The sequence below is a fragment of the Streptomyces sp. 1331.2 genome, from assembly GCF_900199205.1.
Lineage (GTDB): Bacteria > Actinomycetota > Actinomycetes > Streptomycetales > Streptomycetaceae > Kitasatospora.
In genome coordinates, this window is the sequence record NZ_OBMJ01000001.1 from 4,727,487 (window position 1) to 4,752,902 (window position 25,416).

Genomic DNA, 25,416 nt, shown 5'->3' on the forward strand with positions numbered 1-25,416 from the left:
CGGTGCCATGCTGCAAACTCCGCGCAGGGCACGTCAGGTGGCCGCCCTCAGCCTGGTGTTCGGCGCCGTGCTGCTGGCCGGCGCGGCCACCGGCGCCTGGGGCGACCCGGGCGGTACTCCGCCGCGCCCCTCCGTCGACGCCGCCCGGGCGGCGGGCGGCGCGCTCCCGGCGGACCCGGCCGGCACCGCGCTGTCCGAGCAGCAGGCCGAGCACCTGCTGGGCGCCACCGGCGACCGCTGGGGCGCGTACTACAGCGCCCAGGAGTACGCCGAGTTCAGCCAGGGCCTGGACGGCCGCTACCTCGGCGTCGGCCTCTCGGTCGGCCGCGGCCAGGACGGCGCCACCGAGGTCTCCCAGGTCGCGCCCGACGGCCCGGCCGCCGCGGCCGGGATCGCCGCCGGGGACCGGCTGCTGCGGGTCGGCCAGGACCAGGCCGACCACCTGCCGGTCACCGAGGTGGTCGCCCGGCTGCGCGGCCAGGGCGACGAGCGCAGGGCCGGCTCCGAAGTGACCCTGGAGGTCCGGCGCGGCGAGGGCGAGGTGCGCGAACTGCGGCTGCGGCGGGCTTTACTGGACAGCCAACAGGTGGTCGCGGAGCGCCTGGACCGGGGCGTGCTGCGGGTCACCGTACGGGCCTTCACCAGCGGCGTGGCCGATCGCGTGCGCGCCGCGCTGCGCGCACCGCACACCGGCGTGGTGCTCGATCTGCGCGGCAACTCCGGGGGGTTGGTCGACGAGGCGGCCGGCACCGCCGGGATCTTCCTGGACGGCGGCCCGGTCGGCTCGTACCAGGAGCGCGGCGGGACCAGGGAGTTGACGGCCCCGCGCGGCGGCGACCAGCGCACCCCGCTGGTGGTGCTGGTGGACGGCGGCACGATGAGCGCCGCCGAACTCCTCGCCGGCGCCCTGCAGGACCGCAGCCGCGCCGTCGTGGTGGGCACCAGGACCTTCGGCAAGGGCACCGTCCAGCAGCCCAGCCGGCTCGCCGACGGCGCCGTGCTGGAGATGACCGTCGGCCGCTACTACACCCCGGCCGGCCGCTCCCCGGAGGGCACCGGCCTGGCCCCCGACGTCCCGGCGGCCACCGGCGAGGACGCCGACGCGCTCGCCCTGCGGGTGCTGGCCGGGCTCGGCACCCGCGCCTAAAGGAGCTGCCCTGCGGGGCCCGGAAGTGCGAGAATGTCCGGGCTATGGCAAAGGAAACCGGACAGAAGCTGATCGCGCAGAACAAGAAGGCGCGACACGAGTACACGATCCTCGACACCTACGAGTGCGGCCTCGTCCTCACCGGCACCGAGGTCAAGTCGCTGCGCGAGGGGCGGGCCAACCTGGTCGACGGCTACGCGTACATCCAGAACCACGAGGCGTGGATCGACAACGTCTTCATCCCCGAGTACACCCAGGGGACGTGGACCAACCACGCGGCCCGGCGCAAGCGCAAGCTGCTGCTGCACAAGCTGGAGATCCGCAAGATCGAGACCAAGGTCCGCGACGCGGGCCACACCCTGATCCCGCTCTCGCTGTACTTCAAGGACGGCCGGGTGAAGCTGGAGCTGGCGCTCGCGGTCGGCAAGAAGCTGTACGACAAGCGCCAGACCCTGCGCGAGAAGCAGGACACCCGCGAGACGGCACGTGCCGTGGCGGCGGCCCGACGGCGCCAGGGTTAATCCGCTGGACCCTCGCCCGTCGCCTCGCGTACTATGGCGCAAGCAACACGGACGGTCACCGTCCGAGCTGTTTCTCAACAAAACATGGGGATGATCGGTTTCGACAGGGGATGTTGAAACAGGGGAAGCGAGCCGAGGAACGCGGCAATGATCTCGTAAACCACGTGTCGCAAAAAAATAATCGCCAACTCTAAGCGCGATTCCCAGCAGTTCGCTCTCGCTGCCTAATAAGCACCGATAGCGCTTGGGTGTCAGACCGGGGGGTTCCCGACCCGGACCCTGGCATAATCTAGGGAACTCAACCGTCCGCCCGGGCTGCGGGGGTGGATGGGAAATCAAACAGCAGCTGGGCCTGTTGGTGGCTTGTCCGTGTGACCGCCAGGGCCGAGAAAAGCACAGCGGACTGCGCTCGGAGAAGCCCTGAATTAACTCCACTGGACCCGGGTTCGATTCCCGGCATCTCCACCACCCCATGTTCACACCGAAGGCCGTCCTCCGCTCCGCGCGGGGGGCGGCCTTCGGATTTTGTACGTTCCGGTGCAGCGCCGTCCGGGGGTCGCGGCGTAGGATCATCCGTCCGCTCGTTTTCCGGAGCCGGATTCCGTCGCAACCACCGAGGCCATGCAGAGCAACACGGACACCACCCCCGCCACCGACCACGAGACCGTCCGCGAGCGCGAGATCGCCGGTGAGCAGCAGCACCTCGACACCGTCTACCACCGGCTGGAGGAGAAGCTCGCCGAGGCCGAGTACATCCTGGAGGACGCCGCCAAGCGGGTCCACGTCGGCACCCCCGGCGCCCTCGCCGAGCGTGACGCCCAGGTCTACCGGGCCGGCGCGCACCTCCAGCGCCTCAACAACGAGTTCGAGGACTTCCTCTTCGGCCGGATCGACCTCCAGCGGGCGGACGCCCCGGAGGAGCACGGCATCCCCTCGAACACCCCGCTCGACCCGGCCGACCCGGCCGTCGCCGAGACCCTCCACATCGGCCGCCTGGGCGTGCTGGACGCCGAGTACGGCCCGCTGGTGATCGACTGGCGTGCGCCCGCCGCCGCACCGTTCTACCGCGCCACCCCGGTCGAGCCCGGCCGGGTCATCCGCCGCCGGGTGATCCGCTCCAAGGGCCGCAAGGTGATCGGCGTCGAGGACGACCTGCTGCGCCCCGACCTCACCCCGACCCTGGACGGCGAGGAACTGGCCGTGGTCGGCGACGGCGCGCTGATGGCCTCGCTGGGCCGCGCCCGCAGCCACTCGATGCGCGACATCGTCTCCTCGATCCAGAAGGAGCAGGACGAGGTGATCCGCGCCGCCGCCGCGGGCGCCACCCTGGTCACCGGCGGCCCGGGCACCGGCAAGACCGCCGTCGCCCTGCACCGCGCCGCCTACCTGCTCTACCAGGACCGCCGCCGCTACGCCGGGGGCATCCTGGTGGTCTCCCCGACCCCGCTGCTGGTCTCCTACACCGAGGGCGTGCTGCCGGCGCTCGGCGAGGAGGGCCAGGTCGCCATCCGGGCCGTCGGCTCGCTGGTGGACGGCATCGAGGCGGGCACCTACGACACCCCCGAGGCGGCCCGGGTCAAGGGCTCGGCCCGGATGACGCAGCTGCTGCGCCGGGCCGCCCGGGCGGCGCTGGAGCTGGGCGCGCCGCAGGAGCTGAAGGTGGTCGCCCGCGGCGAGGTGCTGAAGCTCGACGCGGGCCGGCTGAAGGCCGTGCGCGGCAACGTGGTGGGCTCCGGCGGCACCCCGCTGAACCTGCTGCGCCCGCGCGCCCGCAGGCTGCTGCTGGACGCGCTGTGGCACGAGGTCGTCAGGAACCTGCCGAAGCCCACCGACCACTACGCCCGCGAGCAGCGCCAGGAGGAGAAGGAGTCCTTCGACGAGTACGTCTCGGACGAGGCCTCGTTCCTGAACTTCTTGGACGCCTGGTGGCCGGCCCTGACCCCGCGCCGGGTGCTCGGCACGCTCAAGCAGCACCGCCACATCAACCGGATCGCCCGCCGGGCCGTCACCCCGGACGAGGCGCGGCTGCTGGCCGCCTCCTGGCGCCACCTGTCCCCGGAGGGTGAGGGCGCACTGTCCGCGCACGACGTGGCGCTGGTGGACGAGCTGCAGGTGCTGCTCGGCGAGGCGGCCCGCCCGAAGATCCGCGAGGTGGATGCGATGGACCTGCTGACCGGCCTGGAGGAGGTCACCACCTTCGCCGACCGCAGCGCCCGCCAGCGCGAACGCCAGCCGGTGGAGCGCAAGGAGTACGCCCACGTGATCGTGGACGAGGCGCAGGACCTCACCCCGATGCAGTGGCGGATGATCGGCCGCCGGGCCCGGATGGCCACCTGGACGATCGTCGGCGACCCGGCGCAGTCCTCCTGGCCGTTCCCGCAGGAGGCCCAGTCCGCGCTGGACGAGGTGCTGTCCGGCAAGCCGCGCCGCCGCTTCACGCTGACCGTGAACTACCGCAACCCCGCCGAGATCGCCGAGGTCGCGGCCAAGGTGCTGGCGCTGGCCGCCCCGGGCACGCCCTCGCCGAGCGCGGTGCGCCACGTCGGCGTGGAGCCGCGCTTCGCAGCCGTCACCGACCCCTCGCCGGAGGCCTTCGGCGCGGCCGCCCGGGCCGAGCTGGAGCGGCTGCTGGGCGAGGTGGACGGCACCGTGGCGATCGTGGTGCCGATGGACCGCCGGGCCGAGGCGGCCGGCTGGGCCGAGGGCCTGGGCGAGCGCGTGGTGGTGCTGGGCAGCCTGGAGGCCAAGGGTCTGGAATACGACGCCACCGTGGTGGCCGACCCGACCGGCATCGCCGGCGAGTCGGAGGCCGGGCTGCGGGTGCTGTACGTCGCGCTGACCCGGGCGACCCAGCGGCTGACGGTGTTGTCCGGCCCGGACGACCTGCCGGACTCGGCCGGGGTGCCCGCGTTGCTGCACGGCTGACGGACCCTACGGACCGACGGAAGAAGGCCCCCCACCGCTTGGTGAGGGGCCTTCAGACGTTTAGTACACCGACCCGCCATGCTCGCCTCGCGGCAAGTGGTCCCTCGAAGGGACGAAGGTTGGGCCCGGGGGCTTGGATCGAGCCGGTGCCTGTCCAATGTAACGCATCGGCCCGGAGAGGCAAGGAGTGGGCGACGGGAGCCCGGTCGGGTCGGCCGGGATTGTCGGATCCGCACACTCTATGAACGTTATTTCTGGCTATCCCTTGGAAGGTGCGACGATCGAGGTCTAGCATGCGCAGGCGATGCCTTCAACAAAATGTTGAGCCTGCGGGACAGACGGAAGAAGGAAGCGTCGATGGCGACGGTGCCCAGTGTCTCCAACTCGATCACGGTACGGCTGGAGGTCCCGGCCCGGGGCAACGCCGTCAGCGCGATCACCACGGCCGTGGAGTCCTCCGGCGGATCGGTGACCGGTCTCGACGTCACCGCCTCCGGTCTGGAGGCGCTGCGGATCGACGTCACGGTGGCGGCCTCCTCGGTCGCGCACGGCGAGGAGATCGTCGAGAAGCTGCGCGCGATCGACGGGGTGGCGATCGGCAAGGTCTCGGACCGCACCTTCCTGATGCACCTCGGTGGCAAGATCGAGATGTCGTCCAAGCTGCCGATCCGCAACCGTGACGACCTCAGCATGATCTACACCCCCGGTGTCGCCCGGGTCTGCATGGCGATCGCGGAGAACCCCGAGGACGCCCGCCGCCTGACCATCAAGCGCAACAGCGTCGCCGTGGTCACCGACGGCTCGGCGGTGCTGGGGCTGGGCAACATCGGCCCGGAGGCCGCGCTGCCGGTCATGGAGGGCAAGGCGGCCCTCTTCAAGCGCTTCGCCGGGATCGACGCCTGGCCGATCTGCCTGGACACCCAGGACACCGACGAGATCGTCGCCATCGTCAAGGCGATCGCCCCGGGCTTCGCGGGGATCAACCTGGAGGACATCTCCGCGCCGCGCTGCTTCGAGATCGAGGCCCGGCTGCGCGAGGCCCTGGACATCCCGGTCTTCCACGACGACCAGCACGGCACCGCGATCGTGGTGCTGGCCGCCCTCACCAACGCGCTGAAGGTGGTCGGCAAGGAGATCGGCGAGATCCGGGTGGTGATGTCGGGCGCCGGCGCGGCCGGCACCGCGATCCTCAAGCTGCTGATGGCGGCCGGCGTCGAGCACGCCACCGTGGCGGACGTCCACGGCGTGGTCCACCGCGGCCGTGCGGACCTCAACGAGAGCCTGCGCTGGATCGCCGAGCACACCAACCGCTCGGAGCGCACCGGCAGCCTCAAGGAGGCCGTGGCGGGCGCGGACGTCTTCATCGGCGTCTCGGCCCCGAACGTCCTGGACGGCGACGACCTGGCCACCATGGCCGAGGACGCGATCATCTTCGCGCTGGCCAACCCGGACCCGGAGGTCGACCCGGCGATCGCCCGGCAGACCGCCGCCGTGGTCGCCACCGGCCGCAGCGACTTCCCGAACCAGATCAACAACGTGCTGGTCTTCCCGGGCGTCTTCCGCGGCCTGCTGGACGCCCAGAGCCGCACGGTCAACACCGAGATGATGATCGCCGCCGCCCGTGCGCTGGCCACCACCGTCGCCGACGACGAGCTGAACGCGAACTACATCATCCCGAGCGTCTTCCACAAGGACGTCGCCAAGACCGTCGCCGCCGCCGTGCGCGAGGCGGCCCTGGCCGGCGCCCAGGAGGCCCCCGTGCCGGCCCGTCCGACCCCGGGCATCGTCGGCACCCTGGACACCTCCGCCTTCCCCGTCGTCAAGCTCTGACGACCCGACCGGTGGACGTGTCCTCCGTCGCTCAAATGTGCGAATAGCGGTCATACCCGCCCAGCCCGCCCCGAACCCTTGCGACACAAGGGCGAGGGGCGTGTTTGGGCTTGTCAGTCCTAGGGCGTACGGTAGCCCTGCACGGGGCAGGCGTGTCCGACAAGTACGGAACGTCCCCCTGGTCTTCCGGCGAGTCGTCCCGACCGCTGCCCGCTCCCGGTCCGCCGGAGCCGACGGAGCGTCACACCTCCAACGGGCGGGCGATGTTCGGGTGGCCCGGCCGGGGCCCGATTGGCTTTCTCGGGGCCGGTCGGGGCAGGATTCGTATCCAGGCGGGCGGGCGGGCCTTCGAAGGCTCCGGCGCGCGGCATCGGGTACGGACCCGGCCTGCGACCACGCATTGCCTGCATGAGCACAGTGTGCGGACCTGCGGCCCATCCGGGTGCCCCCCGGTGGGAGAACCGATGGGCCCCCGCACACCGCAAGCGAACAGACCACAGGAGTACACATGAACCGCAGTGAGCTGGTGGCCGCGCTGTCCGAGCGCGCCGAGGTGACCCGCAAGGACGCCGACGCCGTTCTGGCCGCCTTCGCCGAGATCGTCGGCGAGGTCGTCGCCAAGGGCGACGAGAAGGTCACCATCCCCGGTTTCCTGACCTTCGAGCGCACCCACCGCGCTGCCCGCACCGCGCGCAACCCGCAGACCGGCGAGCCGATCCAGATCGCGGCCGGCTACAGCGCCAAGGTGAGCGCCGGCTCCAAGCTGAAGGAAGCCGCCAAGGGCGCCTGAGTCACCCCTTGAACGCCCGAGAGGCCGGGCTCCCCGCGGGGAGCCCGGCCTCTCGCCGTGTCAGATGCCGACCGGTCAGGCGTCGACCAGCTGCTCGCTGGGCAGCTCGACGTGCGCGCCCAGGTCGCGCAGCTTCTCCATGAAGTTCTCGTAGCCGCGGTTGATCAGGTCGATGCCGTGCACGGTCGAGGTGCCCTCGGCCGCCAGCGCCGCGATCAGGTACGAGAAGCCGCCGCGCAGGTCCGGGATGACCAGCTCGGCGCCGATCAGCTTGGACGGGCCGGAGACGACCGCGGAGTGCAGGAAGTTGCGGGCGCCGAAGCGGCACGGGGTGGCGCCCAGGCACTCGCGGTAGAGCTGGATGTGCGCGCCCATCTGGTTCAGCGCGCCGGTGAAGCCCAGGCGCGACTCGTACACCGTCTCGTGGACGATGGACAGGCCGGTGGCCTGGGTCAGCGCGACCACCAGCGGCTGCTGCCAGTCGGTCTGGAAGCCCGGGTGCACGTCGGTCTCCAGGGCGATCGCCTTGAGCTCGCCGCCGGGGTGCCAGAAGCGGATGCCCTCGTCGTCCACCTCGAAGGCGCCGCCGACCTTCCGGAAGGTGTTGAGGAAGGTCATCATCTCCAGCTGGCGGGCGCCTCGGACGTAGATGTCGCCCTTGGTGGCCAGCGCCGCGCAGGCCCAGGAGGCGGACTCCAGCCGGTCCGGCAGCGCGCGGTGGGTGTAGCCGCCGAGCTCGTCCACACCGGTGATCAGGATGGTCCGGTCGGTGCCGAGCGTGATGATCGCGCCCATCTTCTGCAGGACGCAGATCAGGTCGACGATCTCCGGCTCGATGGCCGCGTTGCGCAGCTCGGTGACGCCCTCGGCGAGCACCGCGGTGAGCAGCACCTGCTCGGTCGCGCCGACCGAGGGGTAGGGCAGCTCGATCTTGGTGCCGCGCAGGCGCTGCTGGGCGACCAGGTAGGTGCCCTGCGGGTGCTTCTCGATGGTGGCGCCGAACTGGCGCAGCACCTCGAAGTGGAAGTCGACCGGGCGGCCGCCGATGTCGCAGCCGCCCAGGCCCGGGATGAAGGCGTGGCCGAGGCGGTGCAGCAGCGGGCCGCAGAACAGGATCGGGATCCGCGAGGAGCCGGCGTGCGCGTCGATGTCGGCGACGTTGGCACTCTCGACGTGCGAGGGGTCGAGGATCAGCTCGCCGTCCTCGTCGCCGGTGCGCACCGTCACACCGTGCAGCTGCAGCAGGCCGCGGACCACCTTGACGTCGCGGATGTCCGGGACGTTGCGCAGTCTGCTGGGGCCCTGGCCGAGCAGGGCGGCGACCATGGCCTTGGGGACCAGGTTCTTCGCACCGCGGACGCGGATCTCGCCTTCGAGCGGGTTTCCGCCGTGGACCAGCAGGACGTCGTCGGTCATCGTTCTCGCAATCCGGGGTGCCAGAGGAGTGAGGAAAGGGGGGCTCCGGGAGAGAGCCGGTGGTGGACCGGTCGTACGGGCGCGTTCGGGCCCCCGGCGAAACCGAGTCGGCACCGTGTAAGGGCGTCCACCAGACGTAGATGGTAGTAGGCGTGCCGATGGTTCCCGTGTGCCTCTCCCGTGATGGTGCTCTCTCCGGCGGCGCGGCCGCCCTCCGGTACGGCCGTACGGGTGTTCGTCGGCGTGGCGTGGTTTCGGGCGTTGCGGTGTCCCCGCGGTGCCGTTCTGCGGGATCATGTGAGGCATGACGGCGGCCCATTCGCACGGAGGCCGGTCCCACACCGGCCGTCTGCTCGTCGCGACGCCCCTGCTCACCGATCCGAACTTCGCGCGGGCGGTGGTGCTCCTCCTCGACCACGACGCCGAGGGGGCGCTCGGTGTGGTCCTCAACCGGCCGACGCCGGTCGAGGTGGGCAGTGTGCTGGACGGCTGGGGGAGACTCGTCGGGCAGCCCGCCGTGGTCTTCCAGGGCGGGCCGGTGGCGCTGGACTCGGCGCTCGGCCTCGCGGTGGCGCCCGGGGAGCCGGGCGGCGGCGAGCCGTTGGGCTGGCGGCGGGTGCACGGGGCGATCGGCCTGGTGGACCTGGAGGCGCCGCCCGAGGTGCTGGCCGGGGAGCTGGGCAGCCTGCGGATCTTCGCCGGGTACGCCGGGTGGTCGCCGGGCCAGCTGGAGGCGGAGCTGGAGAGCGGCGCCTGGTACCTGGTGGACTGCGAGCCCGGGGACGTCTCCAGCCCGGAGCCGGAGCGGCTGTGGCGCGCGGTGCTGCGCCGCCAGCGCGGGCCGGTCGCCCTGCTGGCGACGTACCCCGACGACCCGACGATGAACTGAGCCGCGGGCCCCGCCGCGCGCGACACTGGCCCGGTTTCCCGGGGCGCCCATAGACTTGTCACTCATGAGCACTCTTGAGCCCGAGCGCGGCCTCGGCACCGGCACCCTGGTCGAGCCCGTCCCGCAGGTGTCCCACGGGGACGGCGACCACGAGCGCTTCGCGCACTACGTCCAGAAGGACAAGATCATGGAGAGCGCGCTCTCCGGGTCTCCCGTGGTGGCGCTCTGCGGCAAGGTGTGGGTGCCCGGGCGCGACCCGAAGAAGTACCCGGTCTGCCCGATGTGCAAGGAGATCTACGACGGCATCGGCAAGCCGCAGGGCGGCGACGACGACAAGAAGTAGTCCGCCGGCCGTGCGGCCTCGTTTTGCATAGCACCGCGTTTCCGCAGTGGTCTATGCCAATCGTTCCGGGCGTGGGCAGGATGTCGGAATGGATCTCATTCCCGCACCTTCGAGTGCCGTCCGCCGCCCGGACGAGGACTTCCCGCTCGACGCCGCCACCACGCTGACCGCCGCGCCCGCGCTGGCCGACGCCGAGCGCTGGCTGCGCGCCACGCTGTCCGCCGCCACCGGGCTGCCGCTCGGCCCGGGCCGGCCGGGCGCGGGCATCGAACTGGTCCAGGACGACGCGCTCGCCGCCGAGGCGTACCGGCTCACGGTGCGCCCCGGCCACGCCCTGCTCGCCGCGGGCGGCCCGGCCGGCGCGCTGTGGGGGGCGCAGACCCTGCGGCAGCTGCTCGGGCCGGACGCCCACCGCCGCGCGCCGCTGCGCCGCGAGGGCTGGGTGCTGCCCGGCGCCGACATCGAGGACGCCCCCCGGTTCGGCTGGCGCGGCGCGCTGCTCGACGTCGCCCGGCACTTCCTGCCCAAGACGGACGTGCTGCGCTTCGTCGACCTGCTGGCCGCGCACAAGCTCAACGTGCTGCACCTGCACCTGACCGACGACCAGGGCTGGCGGATCGAGATCAAGCGCTACCCGAGGCTGACCGGGCGCGGCGCCTGGCGGGAGCGCTCGATGGTCGGCTACCGGAGCGGGCAGCGCCGGGACGACCGTCCGCACGGCGGCTACTACACCCAGGACGACCTGCGCGAGATCGTTGCGTACGCGGCCGGGCGCGGGGTCACCGTCGTCCCGGAGATCGACCTGCCCGGCCACACCCAGGCCGCCGTCGCCGCCTACCCCGAGCTGGGCAACACCGACGTGGTGGACACCGCCGGGCTCGGCGTCTGGACGGACTGGGGGGTGAGCCACCACGTGCTCAACGCCTCCGAGGAGACCCTGCGCTTCTTCGAGGGCGTGCTGGAGGAGGTCCTGGAGCTCTTCCCGTCCGAGTTCATCCACCTCGGCGGCGACGAGTGCCCCAAGGAGCAGTGGAAGGACAGTGCCGCCGCCCAGGCCCGGATCCGCGAGCTGGGCCTGGCCAACGAGGACGAGCTGCAGAGCCACGTCATCCGGCACTTCGACCGCTGGCTGGCCGAGCGCGGCCGCCGGCTGATCGGCTGGGACGAGATCCTGGAGGGCGGACTGGCCATTGCCACCACGCCAAAGGGCGCGCCGACGCCGAAAGCGACGGGCGACAAGCAACCGACGGAGGGAGGAGCGTCGGCGTCGGGTACCGAGCGCCCGGAGTCGTGGGGGCGGTCACGTGCCGCGGTGTCGTCCTGGCGCGGCTTCGGGGGCGGGATCGCCGCGGCGAAGGCCGGGCACGACGTGGTGATGTGCCCCGAGCAGCACGTCTACTTCGACCACCGGCAGGCGGACGGGCCGGACGAGCCGATCCCGGTCGGCTTCGTGCGCACGCTGGAGGACGTCTACCGCTTCGAGCCGGTGCCCGCGCAGCTGGACGAGGCCGCCGCACGGCACGTGATCGGCACCCAGGCCAACCTGTGGAGCGAGTTCATGGACAGCGCCCGGGACATCGACTACCGGGCGTTCCCGCGGCTGGTCGCCTTCGCCGAGGTCGCCTGGTCCGAGCTGCCCGCCGAGCCGGCCGAGCGCGACTTCGCCGGTTTCGAGCGGCGGCTGACGGCCCACCTGCGGGTGCTGGACGCGCTCGGCGTCGAGTACCGCCCGGCCGACGGGCCGCTGCCCTGGCAGCGGTGGCCCGGCGTGGCCGGCCGCCCGATCGAGGGGCCGCCGCCGGTGCGGTAGCTCTCCGCGTGTGGTTCCCGCTGGGCAAAGGGTGTCCGGGAACTTCCGGGCGGTCGTCCGACGTCAAGAACAGATGAACATCTGCCCTGGCCCGGACCGGGTCGGGGCAGATACCGCCCGGTATCCGTCCCAATCGGGCAGTCCCGTTCACGGGCCCCGAAATGATCATCGAGCATTGTGTGCCAGAGTTGCCCAACCCGGCCCGATCGCCCGTACCCTACGGGCCAGGCCGGGCTGCTGACGCGGGACGACACGGCCGTGGGCCGGCGGGCGGCAGGCGATCGATGAGCAAGTGGAGCACGGTGGGACCCAGGTGAACCGGACGATCATGCTGCCGGCCTCGCTCGACGAGGCCGTCGACGCGCTGGCCACCGCCCCGGCCGCGGTACCGGTGGCCGGAGCCACCGACCTCATGGAGGCCGTCAACGCCGGACGGCTGCGCCCCGCCGCCCTGGTCGGCCTCGGCCGGATCACCGAACTGCGCGGCTGGCGCTACGAGGACGGCGGCACCGCCGTGCTCGGCGCCGGACTCACCCACGCCCGGATGGACCGCCCCGACTTCGCCGCGCTCATCCCCGCGCTCGCCGACGCCGCCCGCACCGCGGGCCCGCCGCAGGTCCGCAACGTCGGCACCCTGGGCGGCAACATCGTCACCGCCGCACCGGCCGGAGACACCCTGCCGGTGCTCGCCGCGCTGGAGGCCACCGTCACCCTCGCCCGGGCCGGCGCCAGCCGCGAGGTGCCGGTCAGTCACCTGCTCACCGGCCTCGACCCGGTGCGCCCCGGCGAACTGCTCACCTGGGTGCGCGTCCCGCTGCTGCACGCCCCGCAGGTCTTCCTCAAGGCCACCGGCCGCAGCGGCCCGGCCCGCGCCACCGCCTCCGTCGCCCTCGTCCTCGACCCGGCCCGGCGCTCGGTGCGCTGCGCGGTCGGGGCCGTCGCCCCGGTGCCGCTGCGCCCGCTGGAGGCCGAGGCCTGGGTGGCCGGCTGCATCGACTGGGACGGCAGCCGGGAGATCGACCCGGCCGCGACCGCCGCCTTCGGCGAGTACGTGGCCGCCGCCTGCGTCCCCGACAACTACGGCGCCGAGGGCGCCTGGGAGGCCGTGACCGAGGGGCCGACGGCGGCCGCCACTCGGCTGCGGCGTACCGTAGCGGTGCTGGCCCGACGGGCACTGGGAAGGGCGCTGAAGTGACCACAGACCCCATCGAGACCCTCGACGCCGACCCGCTCGGCCTCTCCCCGCAGGTCAGTCGTGAGCTGCGCCCGTGCGCCTCCTACACGCTGCGGGTCAACGGTTTCGAACGGCCCGTCACCGACGCCTGGATCGGCGAGAGCCTGCTCTACGTGCTGCGCGAGCGGCTGGGCCTGGCCGGCGCCAAGGACGGCTGTGAGCAGGGCGAGTGCGGGGCCTGCTCGGTGCAGGTGGACGGCCAGCTGGTGGCCGGCTGCCTGGTGCCCGCGGCGCTGGCCGCCGACAGCGAGATCAACACCGTCGAGGGCCTGTCGGCCGCCGGCGGCGCGAGCGACGTCCAGCAGGCGCTGGCCGCCTCCGGCGCCGTGCAGTGCGGCTACTGCACCCCCGGCATGGCGATGGCCGTGCACGACCTGCTGCAGCGCAACCACCGGCCCACCGAGGTCGAGGCCCGGCAGGCGCTCTGCGGCAACCTCTGCCGCTGCACCGGCTACAAGGGCGTGCTGGCCGCCGTCCAGACCGTCGCGGACGCCCGGGCGCTGCTGGCCGAGGAGGCGGAGGAGGCTGCCGCCGCGGAGGCCGCCGCCCCCGCCCAGGAGGCCGCCGAGTCGCCCGCCGAGGCCGTCGCCGAGGCACCGGCCGTGGCCGTCGCGCCCGAGCCGGCCGTCGAGCCGCCGGTCTACGCCGACGCCTGGATCGAACACGTCCCGCAGCAGCCCGCCGCCCCCGTCGACCAGGTGCAGGCCCCGGCCGGGGCACCGTACGGCGACCCGGCGGGCGGCTACGACACCGGCGTGTACGACACCGCCGGGCCGGCCCCGGTCCACGGCGGCATCCCCGCCCAGGCCGTCGACGACCAGGTGTACTACCCGCCGCAGGCCTACCCCGAGCAGGCGTACCAGGGCACCCCCGCCCACGGCACGTACCTGCCCTACCCGGACGGCCACCAGCAGCAGAACGGCTACGACACCGGGTACGACGCCCCGGTCTACGAGCCCACCCCCGCGCACGGCACCCCGCTGCCCGGCGCCGCCTTCGACGGCACGCCGCCGCACGGCACCCCGTACGCCGCCCCGCACGGTGCCCAGGCCGAGGGCGGTGCCCCGGCCGGCGTCCCGTACGGCGCCACCCCCGCCCACGGAATCCGGCTCCCCGAGGACGACCACGCATCATGACGTCGCCTACCGACATCGGCGCAGCACTCCAGCAGGACGGCGGCGAGGGCGGCGCACCGGAGCCGTTCGGCCTGGGCAGCTCCCCGCTGCGCAGTGACGCGCTGCCCAAGGCGCTCGGCATCTACCCGTACGCGGCCGACCTGTGGGCGGAGGGGCTGCTGTGGGGCGCGCTGCTGCGCTCGCCGCACCCGCACGCCCGGATCCGCGGCATCGATACCTCGGCCGCACTGGCCCTGCCCGGCGTGCACGCCGTGGTCACCGCCGCCGACCTGCCGCCCGGCCCGGAGGGCACCCCCGACGGCGCTCCGGCCGGCCCGATCGTCGCCGACCGGCCGGTGCTGGCGGCCGGCGTGGTGCGCCACCACGGCGAGCCGATCGCCGCGGTGGCCGCCGACCACCCGGACACCGCCCGGCTGGCGGTCGGTCTGATCGCGGTCGACTACGAGCCGTTGGAGGCCGTGACCGACCCCGAGCAGTCCTTCACCGCGCCGGCGCTGCACCCGGACGGCAACCTGTTCCGCCACCTTCCGCTGCGCACCGGGGACCCGGACGCGGTCGGCGAGATCGTCGTCGAGGGCCTGTACCAGGTCGGCCGGCAGGACCCGGCTCCGCTCGGCGCCGAGGCCGGGCTGGCCGTGCCGCGGCCGGACGGCGGCGTCGAGCTGCACCTGTCCTCCACCGACCCGCACGGCGACCGCGACCGCACCGCCGCCTGCCTGGGCCTGGAGCCGGACCGGGTCCGACTGGTGGTCACCGGCGTGCCGGGCGCCACCACCGACCGCGAGGACCTGTCCTTCCAGGTCACCCTGGCGCTGCTGGCGCTGCGCACCGGCCGCCCGGTGAAGATGACCCTCACCCGCGAGGAGTCCTTCCACACCCACACCTCGCGCCACCCCGCGCTGCTGCGCTACCGCCACCACGCCGACGCCGAGGGCACCCTGGTGAAGGTCGAGGCGCAGATCCTGCTGGACGGCGGCGCCTACGCGGACGTCTCCGCCGAGGCGCTGGCCGCCGCGACGGCGTTCTCGGTCGGCCCGTACGTCTGCCCGAACGTCTTCGTGGACGCCTGGGCGGTGCGCACCAACAACCCGCCGGCCGGCCGGATGCGCGGCGAGGGCGCACTGCAGGCCTGCTTCGCGTACGAATCGCAGCTGGACCAGCTGGCCGCGCGGGTCGGCGTGGACCCGGTGGAGATCCGCCGGCGCAACGCGATGTCCACCGGCGACCCGCTGCCCACCGGACAGGCCGTCACCTGCCCGGCGCCGGTGCGCGCGCTGCTGGACGCCGTCGCGGACGAGCCGCTGCCGGCCCTGCCGGTGGACGACCCGGACGCCGAGTGGCTGCTGCCCGGCGGGCCCGGCGGCGCGGGCGACCCGGCGGCGGTGCGCCGCGGCATCGGCTACGCCGTCGGCATGGTGCACATGCTGGGCGCAGAGGGCGAGGACGAGGTCTCCACCGCGACCGTCCGGGTCAGCGGCGACCACGCCACGGTGATCTGCGCGGCCGTCGACTCCGGGCAGGGCTTCGCCACGCTGGCCCGGCAGATCGTGCAGACCGTCCTGGGCGTCAGCGAGGTCTACATCGCGCCCGCCGACAGCGACCAGTCGATCGCCGGGCCCTCCGCCCGCGGCCGGCACACCTGGGTCTCCGGCGGAGCCGTCGAGCGGGCCGCGCTGATGGTCCGCCACCAGCTGCTGCAGCCGATCGCGGCGAACTTCGGGATGTCGGCGGAGCTGCTGCAGATCGCCGACGGCAAGATCACCTCGTACGACGGGGTGCTCGGCATGCCGGTCGCCGAGGCGTTGGAGGGCAAGGAGCTGTGGGCCACCGCGCAGTGCCGCCCGCACCCCACCGAGCCCCTGGACGAGGCCGGGCAGGGCGACGCCTTCGTCTCCATCTCGTTCTGCGCGATGCGGGCGGTGGTGGACGTGGACATCGAGCTGGGCGCCGTGCGGGTGGTCGAGATGACGGTCGCCCAGGACGTCGGCCGGGCGCTGAACCCGCGGCAGATCGAGGACCGGATCGAGGCGGGCGTGGCCCAGGGCGTCGGCCTGGCGCTGCTGGAGGACCTGCGCACCGAGGGCGGCGTGCTGCAGAACCCCTCGCTCACCGGCTACCGGCTGCCCACCGCGCTGGACACCCCGGAGGTGCGGATCGCGGCGCTGCTGGAGGAGCGCGACGTGGTCGCCCCCTTCGGCGCCAAGGCGGTCGGCGCGGTGCCCGCGGTGGTGGCCCCGGCGGCCGTCGCCGCGGCCGTCCGGGCCGCGACCGGCCTGCCGGTCGGCCGGCTGCCGATCCGGGCGGAGGACGCCGTCACGGGCTGAGCGGAGAAAAGCGAAAGGAATTGCCGGCCGACTTCTTCGGAAGTCGACCGGCAATTCCTTTTCCGCGAGGCCATGGCGGGGATCGAACCCGCGTGCACCGCTTTGCAGACGGTTCCCTAAACCACTCGGGCACACGGCCAGTGAATTCATGGTGGCGGATCCGGCGGAGCGGGGTCAACGCCGTTGTGTAAATTCTGTATGGCAAGGTGTGCTACGTTCGAAGTCCGGTGGCTTTTTCCCGCCACCCCGGACGAGCGCGTCGTACCCGGTGACGACAAGACGGCGCAGTTCAGCGGCAATCCGGCCGCTGTGGACTGCGGAGGAATCACCGTCATGGCCTGGCTCGTTCTGATCGTCTCGGGAATCCTGGAGACCGTGTGGGCGGTCGCCCTGGAATCCTCCAAGGGCTTCTCCCGCCTCGTCCCCAGCCTCGTCTTCGGCGTCGCGCTGCTGTTCAGCATGGGCGGCCTGGCGTATGCGATGCGCACCATCCCGATCGGCACCGGCTACGCGGTCTGGGTCGGCATCGGCGCGGTCGGCACGGCGCTCTACGGCATGGCCGTCCTGGGGGACGCGGTGACCGCGGCCCGGATCGCCTGCCTGCTGCTGATCGTCTCCGGCGTGGTCGGCCTCAAGGTGCTGCACTGACGCCCCCGGGGCCCTCCCGGTGCCCGGCCGGTCCCGGGCCGCCTGGTCCTAGGCCCCGGGACCGAGTCGATCACCGACCCTGGTCAGGGGTCATCGAGGCGGACGGCTCTTACGATGTCAGGTATGACCACTGCCTCCCCCACCTCGGTCGACCCCGTTCCGATACCCCTCGACGACGACGCCGCCGGCGGGGTGCTCAGCGGTCGCTACCGCGCGCTCACCCTGGGGATCGTCTCGGTGGTCCTGGTGATCGCCTTCGAGGCGACCGCCGTCAACACCGCGATGCCGACCGCGGCCCGCCAGCTGGACGGCCTCGGGCTGTACGCCTTCGCCTTCTCCGGTTACTTCACCACCACGCTGTTCGCCCTGGTCGTCTCCGGTCAGTGGTGCGACCGGCGCGGGCCGCTGCAGCCGCTGTTCACCGGCATCGGGGTGTTCGGCGTCGGCCTGCTGGTGGCCGGGACGGCGCCCGGGATGTGGGTGTTCGTGGCCGGGCGGGCGGTCCAGGGCCTGGGCGGCGGGCTGGTGATCGTCGCGCTGTACGTGGTGGTCGGCCGGGCTTACCCGGAGCGGCTGCGGCCGTCGGTGTTCGCGGCCTTCTCCTCGGCCTGGGTGCTGCCCTCGATCGTCGGCCCGCTGGTCGCCGGAGCGGTCACCCAGCATCTCGGCTGGCGCTGGGTGTTCCTGGCCGTACCGGTGCTGATCCTGCTGCCGCTGGCCGTGATGGGCCCGGCGCTGGCCCGCTCCGAGCGTGAGCACCCGGTGCCCAGGGGCGCGGACTTCGACCGCCGGCGCACCCGGCTGGCGGCGATGGCCGCGCTCGGTGCAGGCCTGCTGCAGTACGCGGGCCAGCGCCGCGACCTCGTCGGGCTGCTCCCCGGGATCGCCGGGGCGGCGCTGCTGGCGCCGGCCGTCCTGGGGCTGCTGCCGCAGCGGACCCTGCGGGCCGGGCGCGGGCTGCCGACGGTGATCCTGCTGCGCGGGGTGGCGGCCGGGGCGTTCTTCGCCTCCGAGGCCTTCATCCCGCTGATGATGACCACCCAGCGCGGCCTGTCGCCGACCCTGGCCGGGCTCACCCTGACCAGCGGCGGGCTCTCCTGGGCGCTGGGCTCCTGGCTGCAGGGCCGGCCGGGGGCCGAGCGCTACCGCGAGGCGCTGATCCGGGTCGGCTTCGTGCTGACCGCAGTGGCGATCGCGGGAGCCGCGCTGGTGCTGGTTCCGGCGGTGCCGGCCTGGGTGGCCGCGGTGGCCTGGGGGATCGGCGGCGTCGGGATGGGGCTGGCCATCGCGAGCATCAGCGTGCTGATGATGAGGCTCTCCGCGCCGGAGGACTCCGGGGCCAACTCGGCGGCGCTGCAGATGAGCGACGCGCTGGGCAACGTGCTGCTCACCGGCCTGGCCGGGGTGCTGTTCGCGGCGCTGGGCGGCGGAGCCCTGGCGGTCGGCCACGAAACGGCCGAAGGCGCCGGGTCGTCCGGCGCCTTCGCGGTGATCCTGCTGGTGATGGCCGGGGTGGCCCTGCTGGGGGCGCTGCTCTCCGGCCGGGTCCGTACCCGGTCCTGACGGTCAGCCGACGGGGGCGGGGGCGGCGCCGGTGGCGGCGGGGACCGGCGGCGCCGCCGGGGTGCCGAGGAAGGCCTCCCAGCCGCCGGCCGGGGACTGGCCCGGGGCGAGGGTCTGCAGCTTGCGCAGGACCGCCGGGTCCTGGGCGTCCAGCCAGTCGACCAGCTGGCGGAAGGAGACCAGCCGGACCTCCGGCTTGCCCGCGATGGACTTGAGGACGTCCTCGACGGCGTTCATGTAGATGCCGCCGTTCCACTCCTCGAAGTGGTTGCCGATGATGTACGGCGCCCGGTTGCCGTTGTACGTGCGGTCGAAGCCCATCAGGTAGGCGTCGCGGGCCTGGGCCTGGAAGCCCGGGTAGAGCGCCGGGTCGGCCTTGGTGTTGGGGCCGCACTGGTTGTACATGATGTTGTAGTCCATCGAGAGCACCTGGAAGGTGTGCCCGGGGAAGGGGATGGACTGCAGCGGGAGGTCCCACAGCGCGCCGCCCTGGATCTTCTGCGGCCACACCTGGGAGCCGTTGCCGCTGCTGTCGTAGCGCCAGCCGCGCTTGACCGCGGTGGGCAGCAGGTTGCGCTGGCCCTCCAGGCATGGGGTGCGGCTGCCGATCAGCTCCTTGCGGTAGTCGAAGGGCAGGGCCGGCAGGTCGGTGAAGCCGGTGTTGGTGCGCCACTTCGTCACGAAGTCCATCGCCTGCTGGATCTCGCTGTCCCACTCCTCGGGGGACCACTTGCCGACGCCGGTGGCGCCGCAGAAGTGGCCGTTGAAGTGGGTGCCGATCTCGTGGCCCTCCAGCCAGGCCGCGCGCAGGTTCTCCAGGGTGTCGTGGATGTGCTGGTCGCTGAGGTAGCCGATGTCGGAGGCGCCGACCTTGTGCTGCGGCGGGCGGTAGAGGTCCTTCTTGGACTCGGGCAGCAGGTAGAGGCCGCTGAGGAAGAAGGTCATCTTCGCGTCGTGCTCCTGGGCCAGCCGGCGGAAGCGGGCGAAGAGGCCGTTGTCGAGCTCGCCGGCGCCGTCCCAGGAGAAGACCACGAACTGCGGCGGGCGCTGTCCGGGGCGGAGCTGCTCGGGGACGGGCTGGTGCGGCTGGGCGCCGGTGTCGGAGGTGGAGCCGTCGCCGATCAGGACGGCCTGGGGCTTGGGGACGACCGGTGCCGGGGCCGGAGTCGTGCCCTGCTCGTCGGCCGCGCCGGTGGCCGGGCCGGCGGCGCCGGTCGCCCGCTCCCCGCCGGTGGCGTGGTTGCTGCCGCAGCCGGCCGCCAGGGTGGCGGCGGTGGCGGCGCCGGCCGCCAGCAGGGTGCGGCGGGACAGAGCGTCCATGGTCACTCCGTTCATGTGGCGTTCGACTGCGTGCGGGAGGATGGGCCCGGTCGGACACGCGGGGGATCGAACCCGTGACCGCGTCAGCATGGCACGAGGGTGGAAACGGTCGAAGAGGCGCAGCGCGCGGTCATGAGTGATCGCTCGAACGACGCAACCGATCGGGGCCGTAAACCGTCGGTAGGTCTTGCCAGGCGCGGTCCCGTGGCGTCCGCGCGTGGGAGGCGGCCGTCGCGCTCCGCGACCGGGTGCCCACCCGGCGCAGGGGAAAGCGCCGGCGTCCCTGCCGATCGGGGGGTGTCGATATGACCATCGTATGGACGTGCCATACAGTCCCATCCGGTTCAATTGTTCCCAGGAAACTCCCAGGAAGCGGGGTTCCGTCGGCAGAGGGGAGCGCCCGTGGGCGTCCAGCAGAGCAGGAGCCCCTGGCCGGGCACCCTGGCGGCGGGGGCCGCGCTGGTGCTCGGCGCCTGGCTGCTGCACGACGGCGGCCCGCTGGTGCTGCCGCCCGCCCCGGGCGCCGGCCAGGCACAGGCCGGCATCGCGCCGGTCTCCGTCGTCCCGCCGCTGGGCCCGTCCGCACCCACCCGGATCCGCATCCCGGCCGTCCGGTTGGACGCCCCGGTCACCGCGCTCGGGCTGGACTCCGACGGACACCTGCAGGCCCCGCCCGAGGCCGACCGGAACCTGGCGGGCTGGTACCGCGGCGGCGCCAGCCCCGGCCAGCGCGGCACCGCGATCCTCGCGGGGCACGTCGACAACAAGTCGGGTCCGGCCGTCTTCTACCATCTGGGAGCGCTCCGTCGAGGGGACCGGATCGAGATCGCCCGCGCCGACGGCGCCACCGCCGTCTACCAGCTGTACGCCATCGAAGTGCACGACCGAAAGGACTTCCCGGACGATCGGGTCTACCGTCAGGCCGCCGACGCGCAACTACGGGTGATCACCTGTGGCGGCGCCTACAGCGAGGAACACGGTTACGACGGCAACGTCGTCGCCTACGGGTTCCTGGCCGACACCACCCCGCCGGGCAAAGCCGTATGACCACGCTGACTCTCGCCTCCCGCTGGAACCCGATCGACTGGCCGCTCACCGAGGGCCTGATCCCGCACGTCGTGTACGTCGTCGGGTGGGGGGCCCTGCTCGCGCTCGCCGTCGGCCGGGACCGGCGCTGGTGGCGCTTCCGCCTGCCCGCCGCGCTGTTCACCGCCGCCGCGCTCAGCCTGCTGCTGGACGTCGTGGTCGACGGCTGGTGGCACCCCTTCCCGGAGGGCACGCCCGAGTACGTGACCTGGTGGATAGCCGTCGCCCTGCTCGGGCTCTGCCTGGCCGGCTACCGGATGCGCCGGCCCGGCTGGAAGCGGCGGGGGCTCGTGCTGGGCCTGAGCGCACTGGTGGTGCTGATGGCCTCCTCCGAGGTCAACATCGGCTTCGGCCAGTTCCCGAGCGGGCGCGTGATGCTGGCGCCGTGGCTGACCAAGACCGACGGACTGGTCATGGACAAGGCCGCCCAGACCGTGGCCACGCCGCCGGGGAAGGTGCTGGAGGACGTCTGGCAGCCGCCGGCGGGCCTGCCGGAGAAGGGCACCGTCTCGGTGGTGCCGATCCCCGGCGCCCGGTCGGGCTTCAAGGCCCGGGACGCGTACGTCTACCTCCCGCCCGCCTACCAGGCCAACCCGCGGCCGCTGCTCCCGGTGGTCGTGATGATCACCGGTCAGCCCGGCATCCCGGGGGACTGGGTGCTCTCCGCGCAGATCAACGAGGCACTTGACGCCTACGCCGCGGAGCACGGCGGCCTCGCCCCGATCGTGGTGATGCCCGACCAGCTCGGCTCGACCTGGGCCAACACGCTCTGCCTCGACTCCAAGATCGCCAAGACCCAGACCTACCTGGCGGTGGACGTCCCCAACTGGATCCACCAGAACCTCCAGACCGCGACCGGACGCAACACCTGGGCGATCGGGGGCGCCTCGATGGGCGGCACCTGCGCGCTCCAGCTCGGCGTCAACGCGCCCGACGTGTACGGCACCGTCCTGGACATGTCCGGGCAGCTGGAGCCGACCCTCGGCAGCCGCGAGCAGACCGTCAAGGCCGCGTTCGGCGGCGACGGGAAGAAGTTCGACGCGGTCGACCCGCTGCACGTGATGGCCCGCAGGAAGTTCCCGGACACCAATGTCGCCCTGCTCGTCGGGGAGACCGACGAGGAGTTCAGGCCGCAGATGGAGAAGGTCAACCAGGCCGTGCAGGCGGCCGGGATGAAGTCCAAGTTCGAGCTGATGCCGGGCGGCCACGGCTGGGTCGTCTTCCGACCCGGCATCGCCCAGCAGATCCCGTGGCTCGCCCAGCAGACCGGGCTGACCCGGTGACGGGGGCGGGAACGGCCGTCGTCGCCGCCGGCGAGCAGGACCAGAAGGTGCCCCGGGTCGTCGCCCAGCGCGCGGCCGAACGCGGCGCGGACCGCGCACCCGTCACCCGGACGCCGGAACCGCGCCCGCAGCGGGCCCGGCGGGCGGCCCGGGCGCTCGGCGTCCGGCTGCGCGCGGCGCCGCTGACCCTGGCGCTGCTCGCCGGACTCTGGCTGCTCGGCGCGGCCACCGGCAGCCTGACCCGCGGGCCGTCCGAACGGCTGCTGGGCCGGGCCGGGGTCGGCGTGCCCACGCTCACCGACGGCCACTGGTGGGCACCGTTCACCTCGATGTTCTGGTGCTCGGGCATCGGCTCGTACGTGTTCGCCAGCCTGCTGCTGCTCCTGGTCGGCCCGGCCGCCGAGCAGCGGCTCGGCCGGCTGCGCACCCTCGCGGTGCTGGTCGGCGGGCAGATCGTCGGCACCCTGCTGGGCACCGGGCTGGTCGCCCTCGGCTCCTCGGCCGGGGAGCAGTGGACCGCCTCGGTGTCCGACCAGATCTCCGTCGGCCCCGCCGTCGGCCTGTTCGCGCTGGCCGGGGTGCTCGGCTACCGGCTCACCGTGCTGTGGCGCCGCCGACTGCACCTGCTGGTGCTGCTCCTGCCGCTGGTCATGACGCTGTACGTCGGCCACCTGCAGAGCGTCCAGCGGTGCGCCGCGGCGCTGGCCGGGCTCGGCGTGGGCGCGCTGCTCAGCCGCGGCCGCCCGTACCTGCGCTCGCACCGCTCCTCGCACTCCGAGACCCGGGTGCTGGTCGCGCTCTGCCTGGTGGCCGCCGCCCTCGGACCGCTGATCGCCTCGCTGTACGACACCGCCAGCGGGCCCTTCAACACCTTCTCCGAGCTGTACTTCTCGCACCGGCTGAGCCCGGAGGAGGTCGCCGACTTCTGCGCGATCTCGGCGCACGACTGTGCCCGCGCGCACGCCGTCGTCCGGATCTTCGACACCCCCGGCCGGCTGATGGCGGCGCTGTTCCCCGCACTGCTGCTGGTGCTCGCCGAGGGGCTGCGCCGCGGGCTGCGGTTCGCCTGGCTGGTGACCGTCGCCACCGAACTGCTCTGGGGGGCGCTGCTGGGCTGGCTGTACCTGGACGCCGGGCCGGTCAGCCGGGACGTGGTGCAGTACTTCGTCGAGGCGATGCTGCTGCCGCTGCTGACCACCGGGCTGCTGCTGGCCACCCGCAAGCGGTTCCGGGTGCGGCTGTCCGGCCGCTCGGTGCGCCGGCTGTTGCTGGTGCTCGGCGGGGCCGCATTCGTCTCCTCGGCCGCGTACGTCGGGCTCGGGCGGCTGGTGGCGAGCCAGTTCGAACCGGGCGCGACCGTGCGCCGGCTGCTGCACGGGCTGCCGGCGCAGTTCCTGCCGCCCGCGTACAACGACCTGACGCCGGACTACCCGATCGCGGTCGGCCCGGTGGCGCGCTTCCTGGAGACGTACTGCGGGCTGGCGTTCTGGGTGGTGGCACTGGCCGTCCTGCTGTCGGCCTTCCGCCGGCCGTCGGTGCACACCGACGCCGAGGCCGCCGCCCGGGCCCGGGCGCTGCTGACCGCCCACGGCGGCGGGACGCTGTCCTTCATCACCACCTGGGACGGCAACCACTACTGGTTCGACGAGCAGGGCCGGGCGGCCGTCGCCTACCGGCTGGTGGGCACCGTCGCCCTGACCACCGGCGACCCCTTCGGCGCGCCCGAGGACCGGGCCCGGGCGGTGGCCGGCTTCGCCCGGTACTGCGACGCCCGGGGCTGGACGCCGTGCTTCTACAGCGTCTGCGGGCAGACCAGGGACGCCGCCGCGCAGCTCGGCTGGCGCTCGGTGCAGGTCGCCGAGGACACCGTCGTGGCGCTGCCCGAGCTGGCCTTCACCGGCCGCAAGTGGCAGGACATCCGCACCGCGCTCAACAAGGCCGGCAAGCAGGGCATCACCGCGGAGTGGTGGGCCTACCACGAGGCGCCGCTCGCGCTGCGGGACCAGATCCGGGCGATCTCCGAGGAGTGGGTCTCCGAGAAGGGCCTGCCCGAGATGGGCTTCACCCTCGGCGGGCTGGAGGAGCTGGACGACCCGGACGTGCGGGTGCTGATCGCGGTGGACGAGCAGCGGGTCGTGCACGGGCTGACCAGCTGGATGCCGGTGTACGAGGACGGTGTGCCGGTCGGCTGGACGCTCGACTTCATGCGCCGGCGCTCGGACGGCTTCCGCGGCGTCAGCGAGTTCCTGATCGCCTCGGCCGCGCTCGGCTTCAAGGAGGAGGGCGCGCGCTTCCTGTCGCTGTCGGGCGCACCGCTGGCCCGCACCGGGCAGGACGAGGAGCCCACCGGCCTGCAGCGGATGCTGGACTGGATGGGCAAGGCGCTGGAGCCGGTGTACGGCTTCCGCTCGCTGCTCGCGTTCAAGGCCAAGTTCCAGCCGGAGTACCGGCCGATGTACATGGCCTACCCCGACCCGGCCGCGCTGCCCGGCATCACCCGGGCGATCGGCAAGGCGTACCTGCCGCACCTGACGGCGGCGCAGGGGGTCCGGCTGATGCGCAAGCTCTCGGGCTGAGGGGGGCCGCCCCGGAGGCGAGCGGGCGAATGGCGGCCTGCCCCCTCAGCCGAGCAGCTGGGCGAGGGCGCGGTCGGCGTCCAGGTGCAGGTGCTCCTCGCCCTCGGGGACGACCAGGCGGCTGCGCCACAGGAAGCGGCGCAGGTCGCCGGTGTCGAACCGGAGCAGCGCGGTGCCTTCCGGGGCCCGCAGCTCGACCATGGTGCAGCCGCCGGGCGCGGGGCGGACGTGGACGTCGCCGAGGCCGGTCGGCACCTCGATTCCGGTCGAGAGCAGCCGGCGGGCGAAGACCCAGACGATGTCCTCGCCGCCCTGCACCTCCGGGGCCTCGTCCAGCGAGAACTCGGCGGGGAAGGCCATCCGCACGGCCAGCGGGTCCTCCGGCAGGTAGGACAGGACGGCCCGCAGCCGGACGGAGCGGTGGGAGGAGAGGATCAGACGGGCCTGGACGGTCTCTTCGACGGTGCGCACGGGAGGTCCCTTCGGTTCGGTGCGAGGCCGCGCTGGGGCAGGAGGGGCGGTGCGGCCTCACCCTGGTGAGAGTCCTGGTGATCACCGTGATTACCCGGTTTCGA

The 25,416-nt window shown here is 73.2% G+C and carries 18 protein-coding genes, 1 tRNA gene, 1 other RNA gene, 1 pseudogene and 1 riboswitch; of the genes and pseudogenes, 17 read left to right on the forward strand and 4 right to left on the reverse strand.

Annotation, left to right across the window (positions count from 1 at the left end):
• The first annotated feature begins 7 nt into the window (after window positions 1-7).
• The 6 genes from CRP52_RS20265 (at window position 8) to CRP52_RS20290 (ending at window position 7,213) form a co-directional block, all read left to right on the forward strand.
• Window positions 8-1,147 (forward strand): S41 family peptidase, encoded by a 1,140-nt coding sequence (locus CRP52_RS20265; RefSeq protein WP_097237693.1) that lies wholly within the window; start codon window positions 8-10, stop codon window positions 1,145-1,147.
• A gap of 44 nt (window positions 1,148-1,191) precedes the next feature.
• Window positions 1,192-1,668: an SsrA-binding protein SmpB gene (gene smpB / locus CRP52_RS20270; protein WP_097237694.1), complete on the forward strand. Its 477-nt coding sequence runs from the start codon at window positions 1,192-1,194 to the stop codon at window positions 1,666-1,668.
• 86 nt (window positions 1,669-1,754) lie between these two features.
• Window positions 1,755-2,136, forward strand: a transfer-messenger RNA (tmRNA) gene (gene ssrA / locus CRP52_RS20275).
• Window positions 2,137-2,289: 153 nt separating this feature from the next.
• Window positions 2,290-4,593 (forward strand): HelD family protein, encoded by a 2,304-nt coding sequence (locus tag CRP52_RS20280; RefSeq protein ID WP_097237695.1) that lies wholly within the window; start codon window positions 2,290-2,292, stop codon window positions 4,591-4,593.
• Between the two features lie 357 nt (window positions 4,594-4,950).
• On the forward strand, window positions 4,951-6,423 hold the full coding sequence (locus tag CRP52_RS20285) for an NAD-dependent malic enzyme (protein ID WP_097237696.1): 1,473 nt from the start codon (window positions 4,951-4,953) through the stop codon (window positions 6,421-6,423).
• Window positions 6,424-6,931: 508 nt separating this feature from the next.
• Window positions 6,932-7,213 carry an HU family DNA-binding protein gene (locus tag CRP52_RS20290; protein WP_030059737.1) on the forward strand — a complete coding sequence of 94 codons (282 nt, stop codon included), beginning with the start codon at window positions 6,932-6,934 and terminating at the stop codon, window positions 7,211-7,213.
• 75 nt (window positions 7,214-7,288) lie between these two features.
• Here CRP52_RS20290 and murA read toward each other — a convergent pair whose 3' ends face one another.
• Window positions 7,289-8,629, reverse strand: a complete 1,341-nt coding sequence (murA, locus tag CRP52_RS20295; protein WP_097237697.1) for a UDP-N-acetylglucosamine 1-carboxyvinyltransferase — start codon at window positions 8,627-8,629, stop codon at window positions 7,289-7,291.
• A 304-nt stretch (window positions 8,630-8,933) separates the two neighbouring features.
• On the opposite strand from murA, the gene CRP52_RS20300 reads away from it, so the two are divergent.
• From CRP52_RS20300 to CRP52_RS20320, 6 genes and pseudogenes are all read left to right on the forward strand, one after another.
• Window positions 8,934-9,518 (forward strand): YqgE/AlgH family protein, encoded by a 585-nt coding sequence (locus CRP52_RS20300; protein WP_097237698.1) that lies wholly within the window; start codon window positions 8,934-8,936, stop codon window positions 9,516-9,518.
• Between the two features lie 64 nt (window positions 9,519-9,582).
• Complete coding sequence (locus CRP52_RS20305) at window positions 9,583-9,861, forward strand: DUF3039 domain-containing protein (RefSeq protein ID WP_097237699.1); 279 nt, start codon at window positions 9,583-9,585, stop codon at window positions 9,859-9,861.
• A gap of 88 nt (window positions 9,862-9,949) precedes the next feature.
• On the forward strand, window positions 9,950-11,671 hold the full coding sequence (locus tag CRP52_RS20310) for a beta-N-acetylhexosaminidase (RefSeq protein ID WP_097237700.1): 1,722 nt from the start codon (window positions 9,950-9,952) through the stop codon (window positions 11,669-11,671).
• Window positions 11,672-11,999: 328 nt separating this feature from the next.
• On the forward strand, window positions 12,000-12,866 hold the full coding sequence (locus tag CRP52_RS39700; RefSeq protein ID WP_257033099.1) for an FAD binding domain-containing protein: 867 nt from the start codon (window positions 12,000-12,002) through the stop codon (window positions 12,864-12,866).
• A gap of 71 nt (window positions 12,867-12,937) precedes the next feature.
• Window positions 12,938-13,456 (forward strand): annotated as a pseudogene (locus tag CRP52_RS41045) ((2Fe-2S)-binding protein); the annotation flags it as partial.
• A 581-nt stretch (window positions 13,457-14,037) separates the two neighbouring features.
• The gene (locus tag CRP52_RS20320; RefSeq protein ID WP_097237702.1) at window positions 14,038-16,365 is read left to right on the forward strand and encodes a xanthine dehydrogenase family protein molybdopterin-binding subunit; all 2,328 of its coding nucleotides are present in this window, start codon (window positions 14,038-14,040) and stop codon (window positions 16,363-16,365) included.
• A 67-nt stretch (window positions 16,366-16,432) separates the two neighbouring features.
• On the opposite strand, the gene CRP52_RS20325 is transcribed toward CRP52_RS20320, so the two are convergent.
• Window positions 16,433-16,504 (reverse strand) — tRNA-Cys (locus tag CRP52_RS20325).
• A gap of 83 nt (window positions 16,505-16,587) precedes the next feature.
• Window positions 16,588-16,654, forward strand: a riboswitch (guanidine-III (ykkC-III) riboswitch).
• A gap of 44 nt (window positions 16,655-16,698) precedes the next feature.
• Here CRP52_RS20325 and CRP52_RS20330 point away from each other — a divergent pair.
• Both CRP52_RS20330 and CRP52_RS20335 read left to right on the forward strand, forming a co-directional pair.
• Entirely contained in the window at window positions 16,699-17,013 is a 315-nt protein-coding gene (locus tag CRP52_RS20330; protein WP_097237703.1) for a DMT family transporter, read from the forward strand.
• Between the two features lie 123 nt (window positions 17,014-17,136).
• The gene (locus CRP52_RS20335) at window positions 17,137-18,576 is read left to right on the forward strand and encodes an MFS transporter (RefSeq protein ID WP_097237704.1); all 1,440 of its coding nucleotides are present in this window, start codon (window positions 17,137-17,139) and stop codon (window positions 18,574-18,576) included.
• Between the two features lie 3 nt (window positions 18,577-18,579).
• Here CRP52_RS20335 and CRP52_RS20340 read toward each other — a convergent pair whose 3' ends face one another.
• Complete coding sequence (locus CRP52_RS20340; RefSeq protein WP_179852862.1) at window positions 18,580-19,896, reverse strand: hypothetical protein; 1,317 nt, start codon at window positions 19,894-19,896, stop codon at window positions 18,580-18,582.
• A gap of 402 nt (window positions 19,897-20,298) precedes the next feature.
• Between CRP52_RS20340 and CRP52_RS20345 the strand changes: the two genes are divergently transcribed.
• Genes CRP52_RS20345 through CRP52_RS40555 form a run of 3 tightly spaced genes read left to right on the forward strand, consistent with a single transcriptional unit; the run spans window position 20,299 to window position 24,841 of the window.
• Window positions 20,299-20,943, forward strand: coding sequence for a class F sortase (locus CRP52_RS20345; protein WP_257032715.1), 645 nt, complete (start codon window positions 20,299-20,301; stop codon window positions 20,941-20,943).
• Window positions 20,940-22,265 carry an alpha/beta hydrolase gene (locus CRP52_RS20350; RefSeq protein ID WP_097237705.1) on the forward strand — a complete coding sequence of 442 codons (1,326 nt, stop codon included), beginning with the start codon at window positions 20,940-20,942 and terminating at the stop codon, window positions 22,263-22,265. Before CRP52_RS20345 ends, CRP52_RS20350 begins: the two co-directional genes overlap by 4 nt.
• A complete protein-coding gene (locus CRP52_RS40555; RefSeq protein ID WP_143685789.1) occupies window positions 22,232-24,841 on the forward strand; it encodes a rhomboid family intramembrane serine protease in 2,610 nt (869 codons plus the stop codon). Before CRP52_RS20350 ends, CRP52_RS40555 begins: the two co-directional genes overlap by 34 nt.
• Before the next feature lie 45 nt (window positions 24,842-24,886).
• Here CRP52_RS40555 and CRP52_RS20360 read toward each other — a convergent pair whose 3' ends face one another.
• Entirely contained in the window at window positions 24,887-25,312 is a 426-nt protein-coding gene (locus tag CRP52_RS20360) for an SsgA family sporulation/cell division regulator (protein ID WP_097237707.1), read from the reverse strand.
• Between the last annotated feature and the right edge of the window lie 104 nt (window positions 25,313-25,416).